15 protein-coding genes are annotated in these 19,951 nt (G+C 70.2%); 5 read left to right on the top strand and 10 right to left on the bottom strand.

Annotated features, from left to right (window positions below):
• Positions 1 to 21: 21 nt before the first annotated feature.
• From QQY66_RS29920 to QQY66_RS29910, 3 genes are all read right to left on the bottom strand, one after another.
• Positions 22 to 2,859, bottom strand: a complete 2,838-nt coding sequence (locus tag QQY66_RS29920) for a protein kinase (RefSeq protein WP_301983354.1) — start codon at positions 2,857 to 2,859, stop codon at positions 22 to 24.
• Positions 2,860 to 3,013: 154 nt separating this feature from the next.
• Positions 3,014 to 5,083 (bottom strand): serine/threonine-protein kinase, encoded by a 2,070-nt coding sequence (locus QQY66_RS29915; protein ID WP_301987543.1) that lies wholly within the window; start codon positions 5,081 to 5,083, stop codon positions 3,014 to 3,016.
• Between the two features lie 115 nt (positions 5,084 to 5,198).
• Positions 5,199 to 6,905 carry a glycerol-3-phosphate dehydrogenase/oxidase gene (locus tag QQY66_RS29910; RefSeq protein ID WP_301983353.1) on the bottom strand — a complete coding sequence of 569 codons (1,707 nt, stop codon included), beginning with the start codon at positions 6,903 to 6,905 and terminating at the stop codon, positions 5,199 to 5,201.
• A gap of 280 nt (positions 6,906 to 7,185) precedes the next feature.
• Here QQY66_RS29910 and QQY66_RS29905 point away from each other — a divergent pair, with 280 nt between their 5' ends.
• Complete coding sequence (locus tag QQY66_RS29905) at positions 7,186 to 8,394, top strand: nucleotide sugar dehydrogenase (protein WP_301983351.1); 1,209 nt, start codon at positions 7,186 to 7,188, stop codon at positions 8,392 to 8,394.
• 661 nt (positions 8,395 to 9,055) lie between these two features.
• On the opposite strand, the gene QQY66_RS29900 is transcribed toward QQY66_RS29905, so the two are convergent.
• From QQY66_RS29900 to QQY66_RS29885, 4 genes are all read right to left on the bottom strand, one after another.
• On the bottom strand, positions 9,056 to 10,180 hold the full coding sequence (locus QQY66_RS29900; RefSeq protein ID WP_301983350.1) for a GuaB3 family IMP dehydrogenase-related protein: 1,125 nt from the start codon (positions 10,178 to 10,180) through the stop codon (positions 9,056 to 9,058).
• Positions 10,181 to 10,297: 117 nt separating this feature from the next.
• Positions 10,298 to 11,803: an IMP dehydrogenase gene (guaB, locus tag QQY66_RS29895; protein WP_301983349.1), complete on the bottom strand. Its 1,506-nt coding sequence runs from the start codon at positions 11,801 to 11,803 to the stop codon at positions 10,298 to 10,300.
• Between the two features lie 154 nt (positions 11,804 to 11,957).
• Positions 11,958 to 12,545: a sigma-70 family RNA polymerase sigma factor gene (locus tag QQY66_RS29890; protein WP_301983348.1), complete on the bottom strand. Its 588-nt coding sequence runs from the start codon at positions 12,543 to 12,545 to the stop codon at positions 11,958 to 11,960.
• Between the two features lie 305 nt (positions 12,546 to 12,850).
• Entirely contained in the window at positions 12,851 to 13,462 is a 612-nt protein-coding gene (locus QQY66_RS29885; protein WP_003948568.1) for a response regulator transcription factor, read from the bottom strand.
• A 380-nt stretch (positions 13,463 to 13,842) separates the two neighbouring features.
• On the opposite strand from QQY66_RS29885, the gene QQY66_RS29880 reads away from it, so the two are divergent.
• Positions 13,843 to 14,169, top strand: coding sequence for a WhiB family transcriptional regulator (locus QQY66_RS29880; RefSeq protein ID WP_210572845.1), 327 nt, complete (start codon positions 13,843 to 13,845; stop codon positions 14,167 to 14,169).
• A 74-nt stretch (positions 14,170 to 14,243) separates the two neighbouring features.
• Here QQY66_RS29880 and QQY66_RS29875 read toward each other — a convergent pair whose 3' ends face one another.
• Positions 14,244 to 15,140, bottom strand: coding sequence for a LysR family transcriptional regulator (locus tag QQY66_RS29875; RefSeq protein WP_301983347.1), 897 nt, complete (start codon positions 15,138 to 15,140; stop codon positions 14,244 to 14,246).
• Positions 15,141 to 15,298: 158 nt separating this feature from the next.
• On the opposite strand from QQY66_RS29875, the gene QQY66_RS29870 reads away from it, so the two are divergent.
• The 3 genes from QQY66_RS29870 to QQY66_RS29860 all read left to right on the top strand — a co-directional run bounded on the left by QQY66_RS29870 (position 15,299) and on the right by QQY66_RS29860 (position 17,665).
• Positions 15,299 to 15,979, top strand: coding sequence for an MOSC domain-containing protein (locus QQY66_RS29870; protein WP_301983346.1), 681 nt, complete (start codon positions 15,299 to 15,301; stop codon positions 15,977 to 15,979).
• Between the two features lie 132 nt (positions 15,980 to 16,111).
• Entirely contained in the window at positions 16,112 to 16,885 is a 774-nt protein-coding gene (locus QQY66_RS29865) for an SDR family oxidoreductase (RefSeq protein WP_301983345.1), read from the top strand.
• A gap of 72 nt (positions 16,886 to 16,957) precedes the next feature.
• Complete coding sequence (locus QQY66_RS29860) at positions 16,958 to 17,665, top strand: ester cyclase (RefSeq protein ID WP_301983344.1); 708 nt, start codon at positions 16,958 to 16,960, stop codon at positions 17,663 to 17,665.
• Positions 17,666 to 17,719: 54 nt separating this feature from the next.
• On the opposite strand, the gene groL is transcribed toward QQY66_RS29860, so the two are convergent.
• Positions 17,720 to 19,342 carry a chaperonin GroEL gene (gene groL / locus QQY66_RS29855; protein WP_301983343.1) on the bottom strand — a complete coding sequence of 541 codons (1,623 nt, stop codon included), beginning with the start codon at positions 19,340 to 19,342 and terminating at the stop codon, positions 17,720 to 17,722.
• 117 nt (positions 19,343 to 19,459) lie between these two features.
• Positions 19,460 to 19,768, bottom strand: a complete 309-nt coding sequence (gene groES / locus QQY66_RS29850) for a co-chaperone GroES (RefSeq protein ID WP_055493212.1) — start codon at positions 19,766 to 19,768, stop codon at positions 19,460 to 19,462.
• Positions 19,769 to 19,951: the final 183 nt, after the last annotated feature.

The raw sequence follows: 19,951 nt of genomic DNA, 5'->3' as shown, positions 1-19,951 counted from the left end.
AACCAAGCACCGCAAGCGCTGTCAGCCCGTGAACCGATATGTCGCCGCCGCCTGCTCGTACAGCCGCGTCACTTCGTCCCGCTCGGCTTCCGGGCCGCGCAGTTGCAGCACGTGATAGCGCCCGTCGATCAGGATCGCGAGGTTGCGCACGAACAGCTCGCGGTCGTCGGCGCCGGTCCAGGTGAACTGCCCCTCGGCCATGGTCCGCCCGCCCACCTGAATCGTCTTCAGGCCGGTGGAGGTGGCCCAGCTGGAGTCGCGGTACGGCTGCAGTTCGGGCTCTTTCTCCCGCTGATAGGCCATCGGATCGGTGCCGTACTCGTCCGCGGTGTCCCGTCCCGGTACGACGACGAGGTCGAAGTCGCCGTTCGAGTAGACGACCTGCCCACGCCCGTTCTTCGCGGTCCGGTCCCAGCCGTTGGCGACGGCGACGGCGAAACCCTCCTGGTCCGTGCGCAGCGTGAAGCCGTCGGGGAGGTCGGGAGCGGTGGTCTGCGTCTCGTCGGAACCGGCCGACGCCGAGGGGCTCTCCCCACCCGGCGAGGTCTGGTCGGGCCGCGGCTCACTGCTCGCCTCGGGCGACTGCGCGGGTTCCTGGCTCACCTCACCGGCGGCCCCGGTCCGGTCGGTGTCATCGGTGCCGGTGCTGTCGGCCTTGGGCATGAACAGCATCGCGTACGCGACCGCCGCGGCCATCGCCAGTAACACCAGCAGCAGCAGCGTACGGCCGAGACTCCGCGGCGAACGACCCTGCTGCCGCGCCCGCTTGTGCCGCCCGTGTGTCGCGGGCAGCCCGGCCCGCCGCCTGCGCACCAGCTCGCCCTTGCGCCGTACGATCGGCAGCCGGCTCGCGTCGACGGGCGGCGCGGCGACGACATGCGCCCCGGCTTCGGGCTCGGGCGCCGACCGCACCAGCGAACGCAGCCAGCCCCGCAGTTCCTCGAACTCGAGCCGCTCAGTGGGGTCCTGACGCAGCAGCGTCTCGACGACCGGCCGCAGCGGACCGCACTCCTCCGCGAAGGCGGGCGGCTCCGCGCACACCATCTGCACCAGTTCGGCCGTCGACTCCTCCGGATACGGCGCATGTCCCTGCACGGCCCGGAACAGCAACGCCCCCAGCGCCCACAGATCGGTGGCCGGCCCGATCGGCGCCGCCAACTGCCAGTTCTCGTGCACCGGCCCCGCCTGCTCCGGCGCCCAGCGCTCCGTCACCGGCCCCACCACAGCCATCCGCGCCTGCCGCGCCCGCTCGGCGGCCAGCGCGGTCGTCGGCCCCCGCCGCACCGGCGCACCGGCGACGAGGTCGTCCCAGCGACTGGGGGGCGGGGTCTGGGAGGCGTCGGGAAGGGGGGCGGCTCCCGGGGCTGGGGCATGGGCCATGGGTGCGGGGCCGTTCCCTCCGGGAGGGAGTGCCGTACGGCCCCCCTGGTCGCCGCCGCCTTGCCCATTGGCCCCGGTCTGCACACCGCGAGGCGCAGCCCCGTGCCAGGAGGCTCCGCCCACTCCGTACGGGTCGGCGATCTGTCCCGGGGCACCGGCCCGTCCCGCCGACGCGGGGCCGCTGCCAAGGGAATTCGGCGGGTATTCGAGGCCGTGGTCCGCGGGATACGACGACGGGTCGACGCCGGTTTCGGACGCGGGCAGGAGGTGGGACGCGTCGCTTCCGGGGGCGTACGGGAGGTGGGACGCGTCGTTTCCGGGGGCGTACGGGAGGTGGGGCGCGTCGGTTCCGGGGACGTACGGCGGCTGCTGGGCACCGCCGCCGTCGGCATACGGTCGCTGCGTCGAGCCGTCGGCCGGTGCGTGCGGCGTGCCCTCGGGCGAGGGGCGGGCCCCGGGGAGGGCGGCCCGGCTGCTCTGCTCTGCCTCCTGGACGCGGGCCGCGGCCCGGGCACCCGCTCGATACGCGGCGATCGCCCCGGCACGCGCGGCCCGGATGTCACCGCCGGCGTCGGGAGCCCTGCGGGCGATGGCGCTCGACGTGCCCGCCCCGTTCGCTGCTTCCGCCCCGACGGCCGGCAACCCCCCGGCCGCCCGAGCCTCGATCGCGGCCCTCCGCGCAGCCTCGGGATCGACTTCGACAGAACCGGAAGGACCCTGGCCCCCCGCACCGCCGAAGCCCACGGACCCGCCGGAGCCTCCGCCCCCGCGCCCGTCACCGAAACCCGGAGCGCCACCCTCCCCCGCGCCCGCGTCGCCGTCCTCGGCCGGTACCGGGTCGTACCCGCACAGCGCCTCCTCCGCCGCTCCGACCGCGAGGCCGGTCAGCATGACGCGGCCGTCGTCGCAGACGAGGACCGTGCGGGCGGTGATGTTGCGGTGGACCCAGCCGTGGGCGTGCAGGACGGCAAGGGCCATCAGGACGTCGGAGGCGACCTCGGCCGCCCGGTACGGCGTCAGTGGCTGCTCGGCGAGGAGGGCCGCCAGCGGCCGTGCGGCGACCAGTTCGCTGACGATCCACAGCGAACCGCCCTCGGCGAACACGTCGAAGACCTGGTCGAGCCGGGGGTGGTCGGGAATTCCGGCCGCGGCCTGCGCGGCCTCCACGGCACGCCGCACGGCCGGATCGGTGGGCCGCCGAGTGGCCGTCCGCACCGGGGGACGCCGCGCACCACGCTCCCGCGCCCCACGGTCCCGGGCCGCGAAACCGTCCGGCAAGCGCGCCGTGAACCCGTCCGGCAGCCCCTCCGCGTCGAGCACCTCGGCCTCGACGATCTCCGGCAACGGCACCTGCCTGACCAGGACTTCCTGCCCGCTGTAGGTGTCGAAGGCCCGGGACTCGGTGAGTTCGTACTCATCGGACGGCGGCAGCGGCAGGCGGTAGCGGTCGGCGAGTACCCGACCCGCATAGTCGTCCACGTTGCCTCCCCCGGCCGCCCGGTTGGTCAAATCCGTTCGCCTTGCGGCCCGTTATGGATGCGTACGGTCCGCAACCACTCACGATACGTGCCGGAGGCAATCCGCAATGAGGTGATGCCCAGATCTCATGCCCCATTACTCCGGGCCAGTCACGTCACGACTTGGGTTCGAAACTCTTCGCCAGCGTCTGCCAGGTGTCCTTGCGCAGCTCGCTGCCCCAGTTCGCGGCTTTCGCGGTGTACATCAGCGCATAGCCCTGGTCGCCGTCGACGACGAACCCCCGGTCGATGGTCCGGTACTTCGTCCCGCTCTCCACATAGGTGAACTCCCAGTCGGCCGCATTCCAGCCGCGGTAGCCCACCGCCTCTATTCGGATCTTCTTGTACTGGGAGCGTGTCATGTACCGCTCCTGGCTCTTCCAGTCCGCCACCGGGTCGCCCTTGGGCGTGGACGTCCAGGCGACCAGCAGCTTCTGCCCGCCGGGCCCGGTGAACCGGTCACCCGAAGCCCCCGCGGTCTGGAACTTCCACCCCTTGGGCAGCCCGATCGCATACGTGCCGCCTTGGTGCGTCGACGCCACCCCGGCCACCCCGCCGACCTCGGCACCACTGCCACCGGACGCACTCACACTCGCACTCGGCGTACGTCCGGACCCGGAACCGGACGTCGAACCCGCCGTCGACCCCGCCCCGGCGGACTCCGTCGCCGTACCGTCCGTACGCGTGTCCCCGCCCACGTCCTCCTTGGTGGAGGCGCTGGCACTCGCCGAGGCCGGGGCCTTGCCGCCGCCGCTCGCCGAGTCCTTCGAACCGTCTTCGTCCCCACCGAACATGAACGCCAGCACCGTGCCGAGCACCGCCAGCACCACGACCACCGCGATGATCACCAGCGTCCGCTTGGGCACCACATCGGTGAGCGGTGCCCGGGGCACGGGCCGCGGCGGCAGGTCCGGCGGCGGCACCACGGGCCACCCCGAACTCCGCCCGCCCGAAGCCGCGTTCGCCCCCTGCGAGCCACGGTCCCCGGACGACGATCCGGATGATCCGGATGATCCGGAGGCCCCACCCGAGGCCGACGCCGACGCCGTACCCGACTGCCCGGACGCGGTCTCAGACACACCCTCGGATTCCGAAACCGTCGTATCGCTTCCGGACTTGGGGCGAGCGGTGGCCGCGGCCGACGCCGTAGCCGCCCCGGCCGACGCGGCGGCCTTCCGCATGGAACGCAGCGCCCCCCGCAGCCGCTCACCCGCCTCCGCGCCCGGAGAACCCCCCTTGCCCGCCTTGTCCTTCGGCTCGTCCGGCTGTACCGGCAGCGGCACGACCTTCGTCGCGTCCGCCGGCGGCTCCGGCTCGGCCTCCTTCGGCTCGGGCGCGTGAATCACCGCGTTGAGCATGGCGCGCGCGCCGGCGTCGTCCAGCCGCTTGGCCGGGTCCTTGGTGAGCAGGCCGTAGATGACGTCCTTGAGCGGTCCCGCGTTCTTCGGTTCCTCCAGCGGCTCGGTCATCACCGCGGTGAGCGTCGCGATCGCGGACCCCTTGTCGTACGGCGGGGCGCCCTCGACCGACGCGTACAGCAGCCCACCGAGCGACCACAGGTCGGCCGCCGGTCCCGGCTTGTGCCCGCGGGCCCGCTCCGGGGAGATGTAGGAGGGCGCGCCGACGAGCATGCCCGTCGACGTGATGGACGGGTCGCCCTCGACCTGCGCGATACCGAAGTCGGTGAGCACGACCCGGTCGGAGCCGGACTCCAGCAGGACGTTCGACGGCTTCACATCGCGGTGCAGGATGCCCTCGCGATGAGCCGAACGCAGCACATCGAGGACCGCGAGGCCCACCTCTGCCGCGCGCCGGGGCTCCAGCAGGCCGTCCTCCCGGATGACCTCGGCGAGCGACTTGCCCTCGACGAGTTCCATCACGATCCACGGCCGGTCGTCCTCGTCGACCACGTCGAAGACCGTCACCGCGCTGTTGTTGCGGATCCGCGCGATCGCCTTGGCCTCACGCAATGTGCGTGTGATGAGCCGCCGTTTCTCGTCGTCGTCGATGTTGGACGGAAACCTGAGTTCCTTGACGGCGACCGTCCGGCCCAGGGTTTCGTCCTCGGCACGCCAGACCGTGCCCATGCCGCCGCGGCCGAGCACATCTCCCAGCCGGTACCGCCCGGCGAGGAGACGTGCGCTCTTGTCCTGACGGGATGTCCCCGCCCGCTCCGCCTCCGACATGCGTCCCCTCATGCAACCCGCCCTGACAGAGCCTCCATTGTCTCTTACTCGGCAAGTGCCCGACGCCCAGGGTGCCACTGGTGCCGAGCACAAGGGACTGCAGGAGCTGCAGGCTCTACAACGGCACTATGTCCGGCGCCCCCAGCCTCGCCGCATCCGCCGTCAGGTCGTCCGGCTGGCGCTGCGACTCCCGCTCCGCCTGCACCCGCTTCTCGTAGTGCTCGATCTCGCGCTCGATGTGGTCCTTGTCCCAGCCGAGCACGGGCGCCATCAGCTCGGCGGCCTCGCGGGCACTGCGCGTCCCGCGGTCGAAGGTCTCGATGGAGATACGGGTACGCCGGGTCAGTACGTCGTCCAGGTGCCGTGCGCCCTCGTGCGAGGCGGCGTACACGACCTCGGCGCGCAGATAGTCGTCGGCGGCCTGCAGGGGCTCGCCCAGCGAAGGATCTGCGCCGATGAGATCGAGGACTTCTTCCGCCATCGCCCCGTACCGGTTCAACAGGTGCTCCACGCGCACCACATGGAGCCCCGAGCGGGCGGCGATCCGTGCGCGCGCGTTCCACAGCGCCCGGTAGCCCTCGGCTCCGATCAGCGGGACGTCCTCGGTGACGCACTCGGCGACCCGCAAGTCGAGGCCGTGCACCGCCTCGTCCACCGCGTCCTTGGCCATCACGCGGTACGTCGTGTACTTGCCGCCCGCCACGACCACCAGCCCCGGCACCGGGTGCGCGACGGTGTGCTCGCGGGACAGCTTGCTCGTGGCGTCCGACTCGCCGGCCAGCAGCGGGCGCAGCCCCGCGTACACACCCTCGACGTCGTCGCGCGTGAGCGGCACCGCGAGCACGGAGTTCACATGCTCCAGCAGATAGTCGATGTCGGCGCTGGAGGCGGCCGGGTGGGCCTTGTCGAGGTCCCAGTCGGTGTCGGTGGTGCCGATGATCCAGTGGCGGCCCCACGGGATGACGAACAGCACGGACTTCTCGGTGCGCAGGATCAGACCGGTCGACGAGTGGATGCGGTCCTTGGGCACGACCAGGTGGATGCCCTTGGACGCGCGGACGTGGAACTGCCCCCGCTCCCCCACCAGCGCCTGCGTGTCGTCGGTCCACACGCCGGTGGCGTTGACGATCTGCTTGGCGCGGATCTCGTACTCCCCGCCCGCCTCCACGTCCTGCACCCGGGCTCCGACGACTCGTTCGCCCTCGCGCAGGAAGCCGGTCACGCGCGCGCGGTTGGCGGTCTTCGCCCCGTACGCCGCGGCGGTGCGCACCAGGGTCGCCACGAAACGGGCGTCGTCCATCTGCGCGTCGTAGTACTGCAACGCGCCGACCAGCGCCTCCGCCTTCAGGGCGGGCGCGACGCGCAGGGCATGACGGCGGCTCAGGTGGCGGTGCACGGGCAGGCCCCGGCCGTGGCCGCGGGCCATCGACATGGCGTCGTAGAGCGCGACGCCCGAGCCGGCGTACAGGCGCTCCCAGCCCTGGTGTTGCAGCGGATACAGGAACGGCACCGGCTTCACGAGATGCGGGGCCAGCCGCTCCAGCAGCAGTCCGCGCTCCTTCAGCGCCTCCCGGACGAGCGCGAAGTCGAGCATCTCCAGATAGCGCAGGCCGCCATGGATCAGCTTGCTGGACCTGCTCGATGTGCCCGACGCCCAGTCACGCGCCTCGACCAGTCCCGTGGACAGGCCGCGTGTCACCGCGTCCAGGGCCGTGCCGGCGCCGACGACGCCGCCGCCCACCACCAGCAGGTCCAGCTCGTGCTCGGCCATTGCTGCCAGGGACTCGGCGCGTTGCGCCGGCCCCAGTGTCGCTGTCCTCACCGCTGCCTCCCGCTGTCGGTCGCCGGCCCCACCCGTCGGGTGAACCCCGTCCGTCTCCCCCATGCCCAAATTCTGACCGTCTTGCCCGACTTCAGCCACCGCCCGCCCGCCGACCTGTGGACAACTTTCACCGACCTGCCAGAAGACACAAAAAGACACAGGAAAATCAATGCCGTATATCGGTCATATTTACTCCTAGTCTCACATTGCGCTCGCTCACCCTGTCCACACGACTTGCGCACCTGTCCCGCTTCGGCTACTGGGAAGGACGGCCCACGCCATGCCCGCAGATCTCGCCGTCATCGGTCTCGGCCCGTACGGCCTGCCCCTGGCCCAGGCCGCCGTCGCCGCCGGCGTCGCCACGATCGGGTACAAGACGGGGCCCGAGCCCGGCTCCCTCAGCCCCGCCGAACTGCGCCGGATGCTCTCGGGGGGCTTCCGGCCGACCACCAACCCGGCAGAGCTGGGCCGGGTACGCACCGCCGTCATCTGCGCCCCGACCCCACGGGACGCGGACGGCGGGCTCGACCTCGGCCAGGTGGAGGCCTCCGCGCGCACCCTGGCCGAGCGGCTGCGCCCGCACACCACGGTGATCCTCGAATCCCCCGTACACCCGGGCACCACCGAGGAATTCCTCCGCCCACTCCTCGAAGAGGGCTCAGGCCTGCGCGCGGGCCGCGACTTCCACCTCGCCTACTCCCCCAGCCGCGTCGACCCCGGCAACCGCGACTTCACCCCGGCCAACACCCCCAAGGTGATCGGCGGCCTCACCCCCGCCTGCACCGAGTCGGCCGCCGCCTTCTACGGCCGCCTCACCGACAAGGTGGTACGCGCGCGTGGCCCCCGCGAAGCCGAAACCGTGCAGCTCCTGGAGACCAACTTCCGGCACGTCAACATCGCCCTCGTCAACGAAATGGCCGTCCTCTGCCATGACTTGGGCGTCGACCTCTGGGACGTCATCCGCTGCGCCGAGACCAAGCCCTTCGGCTTCCAGACCTTCCGCCCCGGCCCCGGCGTCGGCGGCCACTCCGTCCCCCAGGACCTGACCGGCCGCGCCGGCCGCACCCTCCGCATGGTCGAACTCGCCCAGCAGGTCAACAACCAGATGCCCCGCTACGTCATCCAGCGCGCCGCCAAGCTCCTCAACGAGCACGGCATGTCGGCCCGCGGCGCCCGCGTCCTCCTCCTCGGCGTCACCTACAAGCCCGACCTCGCCGACCAGCAGTCCACCCCCGCCCAGGAGATCGCCATCCGCCTGATGGAACTCGGCGCCTCCATCAGCTACCACGACCCGTACATCCCGTCCTGGAACATCCTCGACCGCCCGGTCCCGCGCGCGGACTCCCTGTACGAAGCTGCCGCGGAGGCAGACCTGACGATCCTGCTTCAGCAGCATCGGACGTATGACCTTCAGGGGCTGTCAGTGAAGGCGCAGCTGTTGCTGGATACGCGGGGGGCTACGCCTACGGGGGCGGCGCATCGGTTGTGAAGGGGGGCGCGTGGGGTGCGTGAGCTGCCGGGGTTGGTGGCGCGGGGCACCTGGCGCCAGTACCGTAGGGGCAGGTGGAGCCCACCGCAGGGGCTAATGCGTGGGGCTCGTGGATGGATCACGGAGTTTCCGCCCCTACTTCTCATAGGGACGGCCGCTCACCATCACGCCAACAAGGTGGAGCCCACCACAGTGGCCACTGCGATGGGCTCCGAACGGTTTACGGGTGTCCGCCCCTAGTCCTCTTGGGGGCGGCCGCTCACCGTCCGTAGTACCACAAGATGCACCTCCTCCGGAACTTCACCAGCCGAAGCCAAGTTCGATCCCAGCGGGTGGGCTTGCGGTGACGACCCATGGGTGCGCCCCCTTCCACGACGCCACCCATTGGCCCGGTAGGCAGCACGTTGGAATTCGGGCCGGGCCCCGAGGGCGGGGTCCGGACCGTGTCCTTGGAAGGGGGCGCCCCAGAGAACCGGTTCGCCGATCAAGGACACTACCGACTCCCCACGCCCGTTCAGCCCACATTCGCCCCAAACGCAACCACGCGCCCCCTCCCACACAACGCGCCCCCACCCAGGCGCAGTTGGGCACGCAAAGGGCCGGTCACCCCACCCGGAGTGACCGGCCCTTCCTGACGTAGACGCAGACGTAGACCTACGGGCTACCGCTTGTGCTGCGAGTCGGCGACCGTGACCTCGACCCGCTGGAACTCCTTCAGCTCGCTGTACCCGGTCGTGGCCATAGCCCGCCGCAGCGCACCGAAGAAGTTCATGGAACCGTCGGGCGTGTGCGACGGACCCGCCAGCACCTCCTCGACCGTGCCCACCGTCCCCAGGTCGACCTTCTGCCCGCGCGGCAGCTCCTCGTTGACCGCCTCCATGCCCCAGTGGTGCCCCTGGCCCGGCGCATCCGTGGCACGCGCGAGCGGGGAGCCCATCATCACCGCGTCCGCACCGCAGGCGATCGCCTTGGGCAGGTCGCCCGACCAACCCACACCACCGTCCGCGATCACATGCACATACCGCCCACCGGACTCGTCCATGTAGTCACGACGCGCCGCCGCCACATCCGCGACAGCCGTCGCCATCGGGACCTGGATGCCCAGCACATTGCGCGTGGTGTGCGCCGCGCCGCCGCCGAAGCCGACGAGCACGCCCGCCGCACCCGTACGCATCAGGTGCAGGGCCGCGGTGTAGGTGGCGCAGCCGCCGACGATCACCGGGACGTCGAGTTCGTAGATGAACTGCTTCAGGTTGAGCGGCTCGTGCGAACCGGAGACGTGCTCCGCCGAGACGGTCGTGCCGCGGATGACGAAGATGTCCACGCCCGCGTCCACGACGGCCTTGGAGAACTGGGCCGTGCGCTGCGGGGAGAGGGCGGCCGCGGTGACCACGCCCGAGTCGCGCACCTCCTTGATGCGCCGGCCGATCAGCTCCTCCTTGATGGGAGCGGCGTAGATCTCCTGGAGGCGGCGGGTGGCCGCCTCGACGGGGAGGCCGACGATCTCGTCGAGCAGCGGTTGCGGGTCCTCGTACCGCGTCCACAGGCCTTCGAGGTTCAGTACGCCGAGGCCGCCGAGCTCGCCGATGCGGATCGCGGTGGCCGGGGAGACGACCGAGTCCATGGGGGCGGCCAGGAAGGGCAGCTCGAAACGGTAGGCGTCGATCTGCCAGGCGATCGAGACCTCCTTCGGGTTGCGCGTACGACGGCTGGGGACGACGGCGATGTCGTCGAAGGCGTACGCCCTGCGGCCGCGCTTGCCGCGCCCGATCTCGATCTCAGTCACGTGTGTGGCCTTTCCCTGATGCGTTTCAGCGTCTTCCAGTATCGCCGACGGGTACGACAAGGGCGGCCCCGGATGCTCCGGGGCCGCCCTTGGACACGCTTCACGCGCGCGTGCGCGTCACTTGCTGCGGCTGTAGTTCGGCGCCTCGACCGTCATCTGGATGTCGTGCGGGTGGCTCTCCTTGAGGCCCGCGGAGGTGATCCGTACGAAGCGGCCCTTGGCCTCCATCTCCTCGATGGTGGCGGCGCCCACATAGCCCATGGTCTGGCGCAGGCCGCCGACGAGCTGGTGCAGGACGCTGGCCAGCGGGCCGCGGAAGGGCACCTGCCCCTCGATGCCCTCGGGCACCAGCTTGTCGTCGGCCGAGACCTCGGCCTGGAAGTAGCGGTCCTTCGAGTACGACTTGCCCTGGCCCCGGGACTGCATGGCACCGAGCGAGCCCATACCGCGGTACGACTTGAACTGCTTGCCGTTGATGAACTGCAGCTCACCGGGCGACTCCTCGCACCCGGCGAGCAGGCTGCCCAGCATCACGGTGTCGGCACCGGCGGCGAGCGCCTTGCCGATGTCGCCGGAGTACTGCAGGCCGCCGTCGCCGATCAGCGGGATACCCGCCGGGCGGGCGGCGAGGGATGCCTCGTAGATGGCGGTGACCTGCGGGACGCCGATACCGGCGACCACGCGCGTGGTGCAGATCGAACCCGGGCCCACACCCACCTTGATGCCGTCGACACCGGCGTCGATCAGCGCCTGGGCACCGTCACGCGTGGCGACGTTGCCGCCGATCACGTCGACGGACACGTTCGACTTGATCTTCGACATCCAGCTGAGGGCGTTGCTGTTGTGGCCGTGCGAAGTGTCGACGACCAGGAAGTCCACCCCGGCCGCGGCGAGCGCCTGGGCGCGCTCCAGGGCCTCGGGGCTGGCGCCCACGGCGGCACCGACGAGCAGCCGGCCCTCGCCGTCCTTGGCGGCGTTCGGGTACTTCTCGGCCTTGACGAAGTCCTTGACCGTGATGAGGCCCTTGAGCACACCCGCTTCGTCGACCAGCGGAAGCTTCTCGATCTTGTGGCGGCGCAGCAGCTCCATGGCGTCCACGCCGGAGATGCCGACCTTGCCGGTGACCAGCGGCATCGGCGTCATGACCTCGCGCACCTGACGGCTGCGGTCGGACTCGAAGGCCATGTCGCGGTTGGTGACGATGCCGAGCAGCTTGCCGGCCGGGTCGGTGACGGGCACGCCGCTGATGCGGAACTTGGCGCACAGGGCGTCCGCCTCGGCGAGCGTCGCCTCCGGGTGCACCGTGATGGGGTCGGTGACCATGCCGGACTCGGACCGCTTGACCAGGTCGACCTGGTTGACCTGGTCCTCGACGGAGAGGTTGCGGTGCAGCACGCCGACGCCGCCGAGGCGGGCCATCGCGATCGCCATGCGGGACTCGGTCACCTTGTCCATCGCCGCCGAGAGCAGCGGGATGTTGACCCGGACGTTGCGGGAGATGCGGGACGAGGTGTCGACCGCGCCCGGCAGCACCTCGGATGCGCCCGGCAGCAGCAGCACGTCGTCGTAGGTCAGCCCGAGTGTCGCGAATTTACCGGGCACTCCGTCGACGTTCGCAGTCATGACACCTTCCCCAAATGGCCTTGATCGGTGCGGATGTCCATGCTAACGGGAAGCATGGCTCTCAAATTCCACGGTTCTGGGTGACCACCGGCTTCGTATGTTCGTACGGAAGTCGCGAGCGGCCTGTTCAAGGAAGGCGCTTACGGCAAAGGGATTACTGCTCTGCCAGTGCCCTGAGTCGGCTCAGCGCCCGGTGCTGCGCCACTCGGACCGCACCGGGTGACATTCCCAACATCTGACCCGTCTCCTCCGCCGTCAAGCCCACGGCGATACGCAGCAGCAGCAGCTCGCGCTGGTTCTCCGGGAGGTTGGCCAGCAGTTTCTTGGCCCATTCGGCGTCGCTGCTCAGCAGCGCGCGCTCTTCGGGGCCCAGTGAGTCGTCGGGCCGCTCCGGCATCTCGTCCGACGGGACCGCCGTCGACCCCGGGTGCCGCATCGCCGCCCGCTGCAGGTCCGCGACCTTGTGCGCGGCGATGGCGAAGACGAAGGCCTCGAAGGGGCGGCCGGTGTCCTTGTAGCGCGGGAGGGCGAGGAGGACGGCGACGCAGACCTCCTGGGCCAGGTCCTCCACAAAGTGCCGCGCGTCGCCCGGAAGCCGGGACAGACGGGTGCGGCAGTAGCGCAGTGCCAAGGGGTGAACATGGGCGAGCAGGTCATGCGTCGCCTGCTCGTCCCCGTCGACGGCGCGATGAACGAGCGCTCCGATCGCCCCTTGGGCACGGGATGCCTCGTCATCGCGCATCGGTCCATGGTGCCTTGCGGCCGTCCGGTCCGTGGCACCGCGTCCGTTGTTGTGCACCGAAGCGTTATGAGCAGGTGCGCCGGAACTCATCCCTTGCGCCCTCCCCTTCCGCTCGACCGACTCGTCCCCGAGAGACTCCACACCTCAAGGATGCGGCATGCGCGCCGAAACGAGCAGCGGGCACCGACGGGACCGATTGACCGACCTCGCATCCGCGCCCCCGAAGGGGCGCGGGGAACTGCGCGACCAGCCACGACAAACCCGCAGCCGCCAGACGGCACAACGCGGCACCCACAGTGGGGCGCTTAACGAACCAGACCCCATCGGAAGCCAAGCGCCACCGCATGCGCCCGGTCCGACGCACCGAGCTTCTTGAACAACCGCCGAGCATGCGTCTTGACCGTGTCCTCGGAGAGAAAAAGCTCGCGACCGATCTCCGCGTTGGAACGACCATGGCTCATACCCTCGAGCACCTGGATCTCACGCGCCGTGAGCGTCGGCGCCGCGCCCATCTCGGCGGACCGCAGCCGCCGCGGGGCGAGACGCCACGTCGGATCCGCCAGCGCCTGCGTCACCGTGGCGCGCAGTTCCGCGCGCGAGGCATCCTTGTGCAGATACCCCCGCGCACCGGCGGCGACCGCGAGGGCCACGCCGTCCAGGTCCTCGGCGACGGTGAGCATGATGATGCGCGCACCGGGGTCGGCGGACAGCAGCCGCCGGACGGTCTCGACGCCGCCCAGACCGGGCATGCGTACGTCCATCAGAATCAGGTCCGAGCGGTCGGCGCCCCAGCGGCGGAGGACTTCCTCGCCGTTGGCCGCGGTCGTCACGCGCTCGACGCCGGGCACGGTCGCGACCGCGCGGCGAAGCGCCTCTCGGGCAAGCGGGGAGTCGTCGCAGACGAGGACGGATGTCATGGCCGTCCTCCGCAGCTGATGCACGTCACCTTGAGCCTCCAGGCTGGTACGAAATCGTCACCTGTGCGGTCGACCGCGTCGGACGCCTGCCCGAGCGCTTGTTGGTTCAACCGCCTCCGCACTCTCAACGACGGTCACTCGAAAGAGTTACGGGGCCGTGCGCCGTCTTCGGCACTCTACGTGAGGGGGCGGACACGGTGCAGACAGGCGCAGTAGACCCTGAACGTTTCATCACAACCATGCCCCATTTAGCCCTATTTCTTCCCATCAAGCAGATTCTGAGGCTAGATTCGCAATGAGTCATATTTTCATCTCCTTAGATCGTAGATGTACGGTCGTGGACACCGTATCCGCCCAGAACGGCTACAAGGGGTCACGTAATGGCAGATTTCTCCCGCCTTCCCGGACCGAACGCGGACCTGTGGGACTGGCAGCTGCTGGCTGCCTGTCGCGGGGTGGACAGCTCGCTCTTCTTTCATCCGGAGGGTGAGCGCGGTGCGGCGCGGAGTGCTCGTGAGAACTCGGCCAAGGAGGTCTGCATGAGGTGCCCGGTCCGCGCCCAGTGCGCGGCGCACGCGCTGGCGGTGCGCGAGCCGTACGGCGTCTGGGGCGGCCTGACCGAGGACGAGCGCGAAGAGCTCATGGGGCGGGCGCGCAATCGGCTGGTGTCGGCATCACCGGCCGGCGAACATGCCTCGTCGAGTTGAACCACATCCGAAGGAACGTTTCTGCACAATTTCTGCACACACGGACCGCACAAGGGGCACGCGCTCGCGTGCCCCTACCTTGTGGCCGCCCGCGCCAGTTGCTCCAGCGTCGCCGCCACGGCAGGCACCTGCGCCAGGTCGGGCAGCGTGAGCGCGACGATCTCCCGCCGTACCGCCGGTTCCAGCGTCACCGTGCGCGCGCCCCGTGGTCGTACGGACTCGATGGCGAGCTGGGGCAGGACGGCGACGCCCAGGCCCGCGGCCACCAGGCCGACGACCGCCGGATAGTCGTCGGTCGCGAAGTCGATGCGGGGAGTGAAGCCCGCACCCTCGCAGACCTCGATCAACTGGCCGCGGCAGCGCGGGCAGCCCGCGATCCAAGGTTCGGCGGCGAGTTCGCCGATGGCGACGGAGTCCGCCCGGCCGAGCCGGTGGCGTTCGGGCACCAGCGCTACGAGCCGGTCGCGCAGCAGCGGTCGTACGACGAGGTCGTCCCACTCCTCGGCGCCCGCCGCTCCCTCGTAGCGGAAGGCGAGGGCCATGTCGCAGTCGCCCTCGCGCAGCATCTCCACGGAGCGCGGCGGTTCGGCCTCCTCCAGAAAGACGCGGGTGCCGGGGTGGGCGGCGCGCAGGGCGGCGAGGGCGGTGGGGACGAGGGTGGAGCTGCCGCTGGGAAAGGAGACCAGGCGGACGCGGCCCGCGCGCAGGCCCGCGATCGCGGCGACCTCCTCCTCGGCGGCGGTGAGCCCGGCGAGGATGCCGGAGGCGTGCCGGACAAGGGCCTCGCCGGCCTGGGTCAGCCGCATTTCGCGGCCGGTGCGGATCAGCAGGGGGGTGCCGACCGACGCCTCCAGGGCCTTCATCTGCTGGCTGACGGCGGGCTGGGTGCAGCCCAGTTCACGGCCCGCCGCCGAGAAGGAACCGGTGGTGGCCACGGCGCGCAGGACACGGAGATGACGGGCCTCGATCACCCCTTGAGCATAAGCGCTCCTTGGGTACGACGCCGAATACCCCGTCGACACTTTGGGTGCCGGTAGCGCCCCGTAAGGGGCGCGGGGAACTGCGCGACCAGCCCCCACCGGCCAGCGGTTTGTCACCGTTCTTCCAGCGGAGCGCTAGCGTGCCCTCCGTGAAGCTTCTGTCTGTCAATCTGGGCCGCCCGAAGTCCGTGCCGTACACGGACCAGCCGGACGGTGTGACCGGCATCGACAAGCGGCCGGTGGACGGGCCGGTGCGGGTGGCGGCGCCCGGGCCCAAGGGCGTCGGGGCGAGCGGGGTGGCCGGGGACGCGGTGTGCCACACGCGGCATCACGGCGGCGACGACCAGGCCGTGTACGCGGTCGCGCGCGAGGATCTCGACGACTGGGAACGGGAGTTGGGACGACCGCTGGCGAACGGCGTGTTCGGCGAGAACCTCACGACGACCGGTCTGGATGTGTCCGGAGCGCGGATCGGCGAGCGCTGGCGCATCGGGTCCGTGGTGCTGGAGGTCACCAGCGGCCGGATTCCGTGCAGCACCTTCCAGGTCCATGTGGGTGAAGAGCGGTGGGTGAAGCGCTTCACGGCGAAGGGGGCGCCCGGCGCGTATCTGCGGGTGATCGAGCCCGGCGAGGTCCGCGCGGGCGATCCGGTCGAGGTCGTGCACCGGCCCGATCACGAGGTGACCGTCGCGCTTCAGTTCCGTGCGGTGACCACCGAACGGGCGCTGCTGCCCCGGCTGCTCGCGGCGGGCGAGGCACTGCACCCGGAGGCGCTGGCGAAGGCGCGGGAGTACCTGGAGAAGCAGGGCGCCGGACCCCTCGGCGCCTGATCCCCTCCCGCACCGCGTCGCGCCCCTCGACCTGACGCGCTCTCACCACCTCGTCCTTCGCCCGGGCTTCACCTACCGGGAGGGCCTGTGCAGGGAGCGGACGCACAGCATCCGGGTGTTTAACCTTGCGCCATGACAACGGCTCTCATCACCGGATCCACCGCGGGCATCGGCGCCGCGTTCGCGCGGCGGCTGGCGGCCGACGGGCACAACCTCGTCCTGGTCGCGCGGGACACCAAGCGGCTCGCGGAGCAGGCGACCGAACTGCACGACCGGCACGGCATCGAGGCGGAGGTGCTGTCCGCCGACCTCGCCGAGGACACCGGTATCGACGCGGTGGCCGCCCGCCTCGCCGACCGCAAGAACCCCGTCGACCTGCTGATCAACAACGCGGGCTTCGGCAACAAGGGCCGCTATCTCGACGTGTCCATGGCCGACGAGCTGAAGATGCTCAAGGTGCACTGCGAGGCGGTGCTGCGGCTGACCTCGGCCGCGGCGGAGGCGATGCGGGAGCGCGGGCGGGGTGGCGTCATCAACGTCGCCTCGGTCGCCGCCTTCGTGCCGCGCGGTACGTACGGGGCGTCCAAGGCGTGGGTCGTGCAGTTCACGCAGGGCGCGGCGCGTGATCTGGCCGGCAGCGGCGTGCGGCTGATGGCGCTGGCCCCCGGTTTCGTCCGTACGGAGTTCCACGAGCGGGCCGGGATGGGCACGGACAACATCCCCGGCTGGATGTGGCTGGACGCCGACAAACTGGTCGCGGCGGCCCTTGCCGACCTGGCGCGCGGCAAGACGCTGTCGATTCCCGACCCCCGCTACAAGGTGCTGATGGGCATGGCGAAGGTGGTGCCGCGCGGGATGCTCGGCGGGATCACCTCGAAGACGGGACGCAAGTACGGGCCGCAGTAGGCCGACAGAAGGAGCGCTCAGGAGGAGAATGGAGCTGTTCGACCGGACCCTCGGGGGGACGGAGGCGACGCCATGACGTTCGTACAGCTCATCGACTGCAAGACGAGCCGGTTCGACGAGATGAACCGGCTGATGGACACCTGGGTCGAGCAGACCAAGGGGAAGAGGACCGCGACGCACAGCGTGATCGGCAAGGACCGGTCCGACGCGTTGCACTTCATCGAGATCGTGGAGTTCCCGTCGTACGAGGAGGCGATGCGGAACTCGCAACTCCCGGAGACCGACAAGATCTTCCGGGACATGGTCGCCCTCTGCGACGAGATGCCGACGTTCACGGATCTGGACGTGGTGCGCGACGAGCAGTTGTACGCGGCCACCGCGCGGCGGTTCTTCGACGCGCTGCCCGGGAAGGGCGAGGCGCCCACGTTCAACGATGTGCTCATCGAGGACTATCACGACCACGATCCCAGCAACCCGCAGGACGCCATCGGGCTCGATGCGATCCGGCGCGAGGTGGAGATGTGGCGGGGCGGCTTCGACTTCTCGTTCACGATCGAGGACCAGCTGGCCCAGGGTGACCGGGTGTGCACCCGGTGGACCTGGAACGGCCTGCACAAGGGCGAGTTCCTCGGGATCGCATCCACCGGGAAGCGGGTCACCATGACCGGGACGACCATCCACCGGTGCACTGCGGACGGGAAGATCGCCGAGGGCTGGTGGCAGTACGACCGGCTCGGGCTGATGGAGCAGCTGGGCGCGCTGGACGCGCTGGAGAAGTAGGGCAACGCGAAGGCCCGGCACCCCAGGGGTGCCGGGCCTCGGTGCTGACGTACGTCAGTGGGCGTGGCCGTGGCCGCCCGCGGCGGCCGGCTCTTCCTCTTCCTTCTTCTCGACGACCAGGGTCTCGGTCGTCAGGAGCAGGGAGGCGATGGAGGCGGCGTTCTCCAGGGCGGAGCGGGTGACCTTCACCGGGTCGATGACGCCGGCCTTGACCAGGTCGCCGTACTCGCCGGTGGCGGCGTTGAAGCCCTGGCCCTTGTCGAGCTCGGCGACCTTGGAGGTGATGACGTAGCCCTCCAGGCCGGCGTTCTCGGCGATCCAGCGCAGCGGCTCGACGACCGCGCGGCGGACGACGGCGACACCGGTGGCCTCGTCGCCGGTCTTGTCGAGGTTGCCCTCGAGGACCTTGGCGGCGTGGACGAGCGCGGAGCCACCACCGGAGACGATGCCCTCCTCGACCGCGGCGCGGGTCGCGGAGATGGCGTCCTCCAGACGGTGCTTCTTCTCCTTCAGCTCCACCTCGGTGGCGGCGCCGACCTTGATCACGCACACGCCGCCGGCCAGCTTCGCAAGGCGCTCCTGGAGCTTCTCGCGGTCCCAGTCGGAGTCCGTGGTCTCGATCTCGGCCTTGATCTGCGCGATGCGGCCCTCGACGCCGCCCTTCTCACCGGCACCGTCGACGATCGTGGTGTCGTCCTTGGTGACGGTGACGCGGCGGGCGGAGCCGAGGACGTCCAGACCGGCCTGGTCGAGCTTGAGGCCGACCTCCTCGGAGATGACGGTGGCGCCGGTGAGGACGGCCATGTCCTCCAGCATCGCCTTGCGGCGGTCGCCGAAGCCGGGGGCCTTGACGGCCACCGCGTTGAAGGTGCCGCGGATCTTGTTCACGACGAGGGTGGAGAGGGCCTCGCCCTCCACGTCCTCGGCGATGATCAGCAGCGGCTTGGAGGAGTTGGACTGGATGACCTTCTCCAGCAGCGGCAGCAGGTCCTGGATGGACGAGATCTTGCCCTGGTTGATCAGGATGTACGGGTCGTCGAGGACGGCCTCCATACGCTCCTGGTCGGACACCATGTACGGCGACAGGTAGCCCTTGTCGAAGGCCATGCCCTCGGTGAAGTCCAGCTCCAGACCGAAGGTGTTGGACTCCTCGACGGTGATGACACCGTCCTTGCCGACCTTGTCCATCGCCTCGGCGATCAGCTCGCCGACCTGCTGGTCCTGGGCGGACAGCGCGGCGACGGCTGCGATGTCGGACTTCTCGTCGATCGGACGCGCGGTGGCGAGGAGTTCCGCGGAGACCGCGGCGACGGCGGCGTCGATGCCCTTCTTCAGGGCGGCCGGGGAGGCGCCGGCGGCGACGTTCTTCAGGCCCTCGCGGACCAGCGCCTGGGCCAGCACGGTGGCGGTGGTGGTGCCGTCACCAGCGATGTCGTTGGTCTTGGTCGCCACCTCCTTCACCAGCTGCGCGCCGAGGTTCTCGTACGGGTCCTCGATCTCTACCTCGCGGGCGATCGTGACACCGTCGTTGGTGATGGTGGGTGCGCCGAACTTCTTGTCGATGACGACGTTGCGGCCCTTGGGGCCGATCGTCACCTTGACCGTGTCGGCAAGCTTGTTGACGCCGCGCTCGAGGGCGCGACGGGCGTCCTCGTCGAACTTCAGGATCTTCGCCATGGGAGCGGTTCAGCCCTCTCGGAAAACGTGGGTGAAACGAACTGCGCCCCTGACGCCCGGCTTCATAAGTTCGCGGGGGCCCGGGGCGCAGCTCAAAAGCAAGTGTGCTTCGTTGATCTACTTCTCGATGATCGCGAGCACGTCGCGAGCGGAGAGCACCAGGTACTCCTCGCCGTTGTACTTCACTTCGGTGCCGCCGTACTTGCTGTACAGCACGATGTCGCCGGTCTTGACGTCGAGCGGCAGGCGCTCGCCGTTCTCGAAGCGGCCCGGGCCCACGGCCAGGACGACGCCCTCCTGGGGCTTCTCCTTGGCGGTGTCCGGAATGACCAGGCCAGAGGCCGTGGTCTGCTCGGCGTCCAGCGGCTGGACCACAATGCGGTCCTCGAGCGGCTTGATGGCAACCTTGGAGCTGGCGGTCGTCACGATCCGACCTCCCCCTTCGGAGATCTCACGGGGTTAACTGTCTGAGGTGGCGACCAGGTCGATCCGTCGTCGCGGGTGCCGGACCTGCCCGTCGCTTGTTGGCACTCTCCTCTGCCGAGTGCCAGACCAGAGACTATGACGGGGTTAGCACTCGGTCAAGCGGAGTGCCAATGCCTGCGGCGC

It is taken from the genome of Streptomyces sp. DG2A-72, assembly GCF_030499575.1.
Lineage (GTDB): Bacteria > Actinomycetota > Actinomycetes > Streptomycetales > Streptomycetaceae > Streptomyces.
This window is presented reverse-complemented; position numbering and strand designations above follow the sequence as displayed.